Source organism: Mesotoga sp. BH458_6_3_2_1, assembly GCF_003664995.1.
Classification (GTDB): domain Bacteria; phylum Thermotogota; class Thermotogae; order Petrotogales; family Kosmotogaceae; genus Mesotoga.
In genome coordinates this window covers 1-8,185 of sequence record NZ_JFHL01000030.1, presented here as the reverse complement: position 1 = coordinate 8,185, position 8,185 = coordinate 1, and the positions used below count along the sequence as shown (strand labels likewise).

Here is an 8,185-nt window from a genome sequence, read left to right as displayed (position 1 = left end):
CAAGGCTACTTAATTTCATAAAGCGAAAACTAGAATCCTTTGATTCCCGAGAATCAATTCCATTGGAAGAGACTGTAGAAGAAAAGTCAGAAGAAACGCTCAATGATATCCCACAAGAAGCCCCCGAAGAAAAGAAAGAAGATGTCGTTTATCCTGAGAAAGAGCAAGAGGAGCAACCTCAAATCATTCAGGAAGATGAGAACACAAGTGAACAGAACTTAGAAAGTTCCAGTCAGGAACAGCCTTCAGATGTATCTTTGAGCCCATCGCTATCGAGCCCTATCAGTAGGACCACAGAAGGAATGGTGTTAGTAGAAAAAGGTAGCTTCATGATGGGGGATGAAGTTGAAGACCTGGAAATCCATTGTAAACCAATCCACGAAGTCATACTAACGAATAGTTTTCTCATAGGCAGATTCCAGGTAACCTTCGAAGAATACGACTTGTTCTGCGATGAGACCCGAAGAACCAGACCGAAAGACGAAGGCTGGGGAAGGGTACAGAGACCTGCAATCAACGTGAGCTGGTGGGATGCAATAGCCTACTGCAACTGGTTGAGTGAAGAGGAAGGGTTTGCCAAAGCCTATGATAGTAAAGGAAATCTGCTGGATAAGAATGGAGATATAACAACAGTTCCGTCTAGAGTAGAAGGTTACAGGTTACCCACTGAGGCCGAGTGGGAGTATACGGCTAGAGGAGGGAGCAAAAGCAAAGGCTACAAATATGCCGGAAGCGATAACGTTAATGACGTTGCCTGGTATGATTCAAACTCAGAGGGCAAGACACAGGAAGTGGGAAAGAAAGAACCCAACGAGCTTGGAATATACGATATGTCTGGGAATGTCTGGGAATGGTGTACCGACTGGTTTGGCAAATATCCAGACACATCACAAACAAATCCCTATAGTAATGATGGCTTAGTTCGAGCAATTCGAGGAGGTAGCTGGTATAACGGCAAAACAATCTTGAGGGTTGCTCTCAGAAAGAGCAGCGATATTAATAGCTTGTATACCTATCTGGGCTTTCGCATTTGCAGGACCTTGTTTGAAGGAAAGAAGATAACAGACAAGGATCTAGAAGGCTTTGAAGGAGGAGCTTTAGGGATAAAGTACAAGAACCCACTTTCCGATAAAGAAAACCAAAGTATTGAGCAAAAACCAAGAGAATCTCTAGACAATACTAAAAATGATTTCTTCAAAGATAAACAAACAATTCAAAGAAACTCAAGAGATAGGGAAATGCATATCGCTGGGCAAGAGTGGCAAGTGTTCATATCCTGCAAAGTATCAGATGAAGATGGAAATTACACAAGAGACTGGCATCTTGCAAAAGAGCTATACGATTTGCTCGAGGCGAATTCTATAAAAGTTTTCATGAGCAGTTTTTCGATTGAAGAGATGGGTGAGTCCTTCTTCATTAAAGCAATTGCTGATGCGCTTGACAGTGCTCAGATAATGGTTGTTGTAGGGACAACGAATGAAAACATCTGCTCGCGGTGGGTTGAAATTGAGTGGAGCAGTTTCTATAATGCAATACTAAACGGAAGGAAGAAAGATTCCAAGATTTACACCTTTATAGATAATATGAGTGAAAGTGAACTTCCGCTATTACTAAACTCTACGCAGTCATATACAGTATCCAGGAAGGAAAATCTTGTGAAAACTATAATGACAACCCTGGGGATGAATTATTTATCCGCTGCACCTAAAACTGAAAGAGAGCAAGAAGAAAAGAGAACAATCTCGCCAGGACATGACTCTATCTCCACCCCGCAAAAAATCGGAAGCGAACCGGCGAAAAAAGGCATTATCTCGGCAAACGGAGACGAGCTTATCTGTGAGGAATGCCAGGTAATAATATCGTGCAGGGTCCTAGATGAAAATGGAAATTACACGAGAGATTGGTATATGGCGAAAGAACTCAACGACCTACTTCTAGAGAATTCTATAAAAGTCTTCATGAGAAGTTTTTCGATTGAGGAGTCAGGAAAGGTTCCTTACAAAGAAGTTTTCGAAAGAGCCCTTGACAAAGCTCAGGTGTTGATAGTCGTTGGCACGAGCAAAGAAAATCTGAACTCGAAATGGGTCGAGTATGAATGGAAAAGCTTCTATTATGAAATAATCAGTGGAATGAAGAAGGATGGAAAAATCTTCACATTTATCGAGGGTCTTATTAAAAGTGAACTGCCTCGAGCTCTCAGAAAGCACCAAATTTTCAATGTCTCAGAAAAAAGCAATCTTGTTGATTTCATAATATCGTCACTGGGACTTGATTCCATGAACCTCACACAAAAAATCGGAAGTGAACAAGACAAAAAGAGAACAATCTCGCCAGGACATGACTCTATCTCCACCCCGCAAAAAATCGGAAGCGAACCGGCGAAAAAGGGTATGACCTCGGTAAACGGAGATGTGCTTATATATGTAGAAGCCGGTAGTTTTGTTATGGGAGACACGTGGGGCGATGGAGAGAGCAATGAAAAACCGACCCACAGAGTAGAGCTTACATATGATTTCTATGCAGGAAAATATCCTGTGACATTTGAGGAATATGACAGATACTATAGCGAGAGTAATGTAGAGAAACCTAAAGCTAGATCATGGGAAAAGGGAAAAAGGCCTGTAATAAATGTTAGCTGGTTTAACGCAACAGAATACTGCAACTGGTTGAGCGAGAAAGAGAACCTCCCGAAGGCGTATGACGACAAAGGCAACTTTTTAGACAAAGACGGGAGAGTGACAACAGATCCGTCTAAGGCATTAGGATACAGACTACCAACAGAAGCCGAATGGGAATATGCAGCAAGAGGAGGCAACAAGAGCAAGGGATACAAGTATTCCGGCAGCGACAACGTTAATGATGTTGCTTGGTACATTTCGAACTCAAGGAACAAGATGCAGGGGGTTGGGCAGAAAATGTGCAATGAACTTGAGTTATGCGACATGTCTGGAAACGTATGGGAGTGGTGCAGCGACTGGTATGGAAACTACTCCAGTTCGGCACAGACGAATCCGTACAACAGTACAGCTGGTTCCAGCCGGGTGAATCGTGGCGGTTGCTGGAGCTTCAGTGCCAGGTTTGTGCGGGTAGCGATTCGGAGCAGTGATACCCCTGCTTCCGCGTACTATTACCTTGTTGGTTTTCGTATTGCAAGGACGGTGCCCTGATTACGCTTTAGCCTTTCTTCGTTTTTACCCTGTGCTGCGGCTTCGAGCGCCGGGCAGGAAGTAGCCCGCAGGCGTGAGGAGACGTGGCAGAAATCGGAATTTCTGTGCCTTAATGATAATGAAGGTTTAGTTCGACGCTAGAGAGGTTTTTTAGAATTCTTCATAATCGTCACGGCCTAAACTTGTTAATGTCCCTAGAGGTCTTTCTGAGATTGTCCGACATCCCGGTTTGTTGTCCAAGTTATCGATCCCATGCTTCCGATTAGCTCTTCTGGCTATCTACTACGATCTTCTTGTTCAGTTCGGCTACAGCGTCGCCGGCATTGGCGAAAATCGAGTCTATCTCCTTGATATTAGGTTCCAGCTCATGCCATGGTTTTATGCTGTTGTTTATCATCAAGATGTTCATGACTTCCTTGTTTGATTTTCCATCTTCTTTGAACCACTTTTGGCCATAAACGAATCCGATCAGCTCTTTGTATGCCATCCATCTTCTGTGTTCCATTATGTGAATCGTCTGCTTCTGATCTTCAGTGACTGTATTCTGATCGAAAGTCGGGCAATCAGTTGAAGCGTCGGCTATACTCACGCCCAGAAATCTCAGTTTGATCGGCAAGTGTCTGGCAGCGTAACGGTTGGAGTCTTTTTCGGAATCTTCCAGTTCGTTCCAGACCTTGTCGAGTGTCTTATCTTTTCTCTTGTTGTATTCCCAGTGAAAGTACATGGCTATCTTCTCTATTTCTTCGTTAGTAGAGAACAGGTTATCCGTGTTTAGCACTTCTCCTGGGTTTGAAATGTTTATGTTCACAGTTTCCAGCTTTTGCCTGGTTTCTGGAACTATATCAAAAAACCTGGAAAGCATAGGTATTACTGCAACTATTGCTGGTACTGTTGACACTTCTCTATCATGGCCATTTACATCGCTGTCTGCTTTTATCTCAAACATCTGCCTGAGCTTTCTGGCAACGAATGAACTCTCTCCCTCGTTTTCTGTCGCTATGAAGCATGAGGAAACTGTTGAGAAGATTTCCCAGTCGACTTCGCCCCTGATAAGTTCAAGAAACTCTACTTCCACTATCTCCGCAACGTTTCCCAGCAACGGGTAGTTCTCGTAGATCGACCTCATCCTGTTCTTCACATTTCTATCCGATACAACGATTCTCGGTTTTACGTGATTCGCAAAATGGTATAAGAGAGCCGCTTCTGTCAGGATCTTCTCACCCTGATCTGTCAGACCGACTAAAAGGATTGTGGCGGGTACGGGATCGCCTTCACCTATTCTTCTGTACCTGTCCGGAGAGAACTTGTCGATTAGATGCTGGGCGAGCATTCTCTTAGTGTTGAAGAAGGAAATAAACACATTTCTTTCTGGATTATTCCCCTTGCATTGCTTCATGAATTTCATCGTATGTTCGTCGTTTATGTGAGCAAAGACTTGAAGTTCACAATTTTTCTTTTCAGTTCTTCTCTTTACTAAGGCTTCTCTTTTCTTCTCACATCCGTCAAGATAGGCCTCTATCTTCTCGACAGTTTCGATATTATTCGTATCATCTCCGGTCATGATAAAAACACTTTTCGCCGACTCCAGATGTATTTTCTGACAAAGTTTCGTTTTATCTGAGAGACTCTCTGCTTCGTCAGCGAATATTACCATTAGCCCCCTTGCAGGTTTCAAGGCTGGAAACTCGCTCATTTCATTTGTGCTAGTGATTAGGACGATTCTGCTGTTGCTGTTTCCGAGGAGGTTTTCAAGCAGATAATTTGTTTCAGTGTTCAGTCCCCAGATGACGATATGATTTTCAATTCCCAGAAGCCTGAGGTCTCTGGTTGTCTTCCAGATCAGAGAGATTAGCAACTTCAAGACGACTGCAGCCGCTATTATCGGAGCGAAGAATCTCGCTATCTCAAGAATCCAAGGGATTGAGTAATCTTGAAAGCTTGCTTCCAGGAAGAAAAGCTGAAGAGAGTTATACAACGCCGAAGAGACAGGGAGTGAAGGGTCGTACAATTTCCAGCCAATTATTCCAATGACGTAGCATATAACAAAGAGAATTCCGATAAACTTCCAGTTTCCCCATTTGACAAGACTTCCCATTTGGATACCTCCTGTCTCTTAGTTATAATATACTCAGTAGTTATAGTGAAAAGATGCTTCTCAATACGTTAAGCTCACGATGTTTCATACCGTCATCTACAAGCGATTTGGTTATTGATCGTGCTTCCATTTCTAATTGTCTTTTCTGAGCATCGCTTTGCGTAATCCTCGCTATATCTAGGAGTGCAAATGCGAGGCCTACATGTCTGTCAACAACTCTTGGTTCTTTGTGAACAAGAGTTCTTCTTATATCCAGAACCCTTTTGTAATGATCTGAAGCCTTCTCAAGCTCACCGAGGTTCTCGTACAGGCTTCCGACGTTGTTAAGGCTCACTCCAAGATCTCTCTGCCAGTCAGTTCTTTCGGGATCTCTCTTAACGAGAGCTTCCATAATCTCCATAAATCTCTTGTAGCGAAGAAGCGCCTTATCGTATTCTTCAAAGGTTTCGTGGATCATTCCGACATTGTTCAAACTAATTCCCAGATCTCTCTGCCAGTCAGTCCTATCGGGGTCCTTCTTAACAAGGTTTTCTCGTATTTCAGTGGATCTAGTGAAATACACCAGAGCCTTGTCGTTTTCGTTCTGGCTTCTGCAGATATTTCCTGCATTGCTGAGACCTACAGAAAGGTCATACTGCCAGTCGATTCTGTCAGGATCTTTCCAGATGAGATCGTCCATTATCTCAATAAATCTAGTGTAGCACCCAAGTGCTCTCTCTCCCTCGCCTAGAAATTCGTACATCATTCCAGAGTTGTTCAAACTCACACCTAGATCTCTCCACCTGTCCATCCTGGATGGATCTTTCTTAATAACGGCTTCCATAATTTCATTAGACCTGACATAGTATCCTAGTGCTTTCTCAGCTTCACCAAAGTCTTCATAAATCCTGCCGATATTGTTCAAACTCACGCCTAGATCTCTTTGCCAATCCAGTCTCCCGGGGTCATTCCGAATGAGTTGTTCCATTATCTCCATGAATCTGGTGTAGTACCCCAGAGACTCATCGTTCTTACCTGATTTTTCATATATCCTTCCGACATTGTTTGCACTCGTTCCCAGATCTCTTCGCCAACAAGTTCTCGATGTGTCTTTTTCTACTAGGCTTTCCATTATTTTCATGAAGCGCAAATAGCATTCTAGAGCTTTTTCACTCTTTCCAAGTTCTTCGTACACACTCCCGACGTTATTCAAACTCACTCCCAGATCCCATTGCCATTCTGTTCTATCCGGCTGTTTCATTGCAAGATTCTTGCTTATCTCAAGAGACCTAATATAGTATTCTAGAGTCTTTTTACTTTGACCCAGGTCTTTATAGATATTTCCAATGTCACTCAGGCTCAATGAGAGGTCATTCTGCCATTCCGTTCTGTCAGGGATTTTCTTCACGAGTCTTTTTCGTATCTCAAGAGCTCTCATATAGTATCCTAGCGTCTTTTTCACAGCTACAAGCCCTTTGCAGTTTCTTCCAGCGTTATTGAGACTTATCCCGAGGTCCCTTAGCAATTCCAAATTGGTCGGATCCATGCGAACTAGCCTTTCAAGAATGGGAATTGACTTCTCGTGGATGAATAAACACCAGAGGCTTCTCCCTCTATTCTTTTGTTTTACTCCAATACTGCTCATAACATCTGCAAGCACCTTCCTGCCGATTGTAGACATCTCTTCAAGAAGCGCTTTCAGCCTCTTCTCTTCTTCGAACTCGTAGTTCTCCATCACCCAGCCAATGGAGTTGTGAAGGATATCCTTTTTGTTTTCTTGCTCTTGCGTTTCTTCCTCCTCCGGAAGCAAATGCAGTAATTCCTTCTCCCTCTCCGCTTCGTACAGGTGAAATCCAACGTACGGCATTATTGAACTGGAAAGGAATGCCTCTCTCGAGTTTTTCCCCTCATCTTCAAATCTCTTCAGTCCGTAGTCCGCGAGTATTCCATGATTTCTATTCCTGTTCGTTCCGTACCTCTCTTTCATGTATTCGTCTATCTGTCTGTGGAAGAACGTAAGTAGCCTTACTCCTTCGACTTCCTTCTCACTCAGGTGGTCTTCCAGGTCCAGATAGAACCTGGACCATATGACTACGGGTATCTTCCTTCTCTCTCTCAGTTCATCTGTATGCTGAGATCCCTTCAGGAAGGATTCGTAGTATTCTTCGTCAAAGGATAGAAGATCGATCAGTTCTTCTTCTTTCAGGCCCGAGTATCTTCCGCACACCATGTAACCTATTATCGTTTTCACTCTCTCGGGTGTATGTTCTCTCTCTAGCCTGTCGCAGAACTCTTTCAGTATCTCTTCCGTCTTTTCCCCAAGTCTCGGGATTCCCGTGTATGAATGCCAGTTCTTTGCCATGTCGAACAGCAGCCTGAGGTATATCGGAGTTCCATTACTTTTCAGTCCATTCATTATCGCTTCTCTCTGTTCTCTCTGCAGTCTTCTTTTTGCCCTGGCCAGCCATCTGTCGAGTATCTCTTCTCCTTCTCCTTTTTCAAGCCGCTCGAGGCGATGACTGTTGGGGAGTTCTATCTCTTTGTCCAGTGTGGTCGAGACCACAAGTTTGGTGTACTGGGGCAGGAGAGAGGGAAGCCACGTGAGATCACCATCTATCTGGTCCAGCGCGTCTATGAAGAGAATCAGTCTCTTGTCCTCTGTGGAAAGGACGAGACACCTTCTGAAGACTTCTATAAGGTCGTCCAGTTTGTTTGGGTCTAGATTTCTTCTCTCTCCTGAGCCTTCCATAACCGGTGGTCTTTCTCCCTCTTCTATACCTGCCACCTTGTTCACCGTCGTGTTGTACCTTCCGGTTATCTCTTCGCACAGTTGTTTGAGGAGCGTGTATTCGTTTCCGGAGTTGGCGGTGAAACCAGAGAAGCGGTAGATGACCACGTTTTTCTCTCTTTGGGCTTGCTCTATAGCTTTGGCCATCACGCTGGA

The 8,185-nt window shown here is 43.8% G+C and carries 3 protein-coding genes; 1 reads left to right on the top strand and 2 read right to left on the bottom strand.

Annotated elements, in window-relative coordinates:
• Nucleotides 1-62 precede the first annotated feature (62 nt).
• Nucleotides 63-3,167 carry an SUMF1/EgtB/PvdO family nonheme iron enzyme gene (locus tag Y697_RS15055; RefSeq protein ID WP_259462606.1) on the top strand — a complete coding sequence of 1,035 codons (3,105 nt, stop codon included), beginning with the start codon at nt 63-65 and terminating at the stop codon, nt 3,165-3,167.
• A gap of 262 nt (nt 3,168-3,429) precedes the next feature.
• Here Y697_RS15055 and Y697_RS14440 read toward each other — a convergent pair whose 3' ends face one another.
• Nucleotides 3,430-5,262 (bottom strand): hypothetical protein, encoded by a 1,833-nt coding sequence (locus Y697_RS14440; protein ID WP_121552514.1) that lies wholly within the window; start codon nt 5,260-5,262, stop codon nt 3,430-3,432.
• A gap of 40 nt (nt 5,263-5,302) precedes the next feature.
• On the bottom strand, nt 5,303-8,185 hold a 2,883-nt coding region (locus Y697_RS14435), incomplete at its 5' end, for a tetratricopeptide repeat protein (protein ID WP_147433202.1).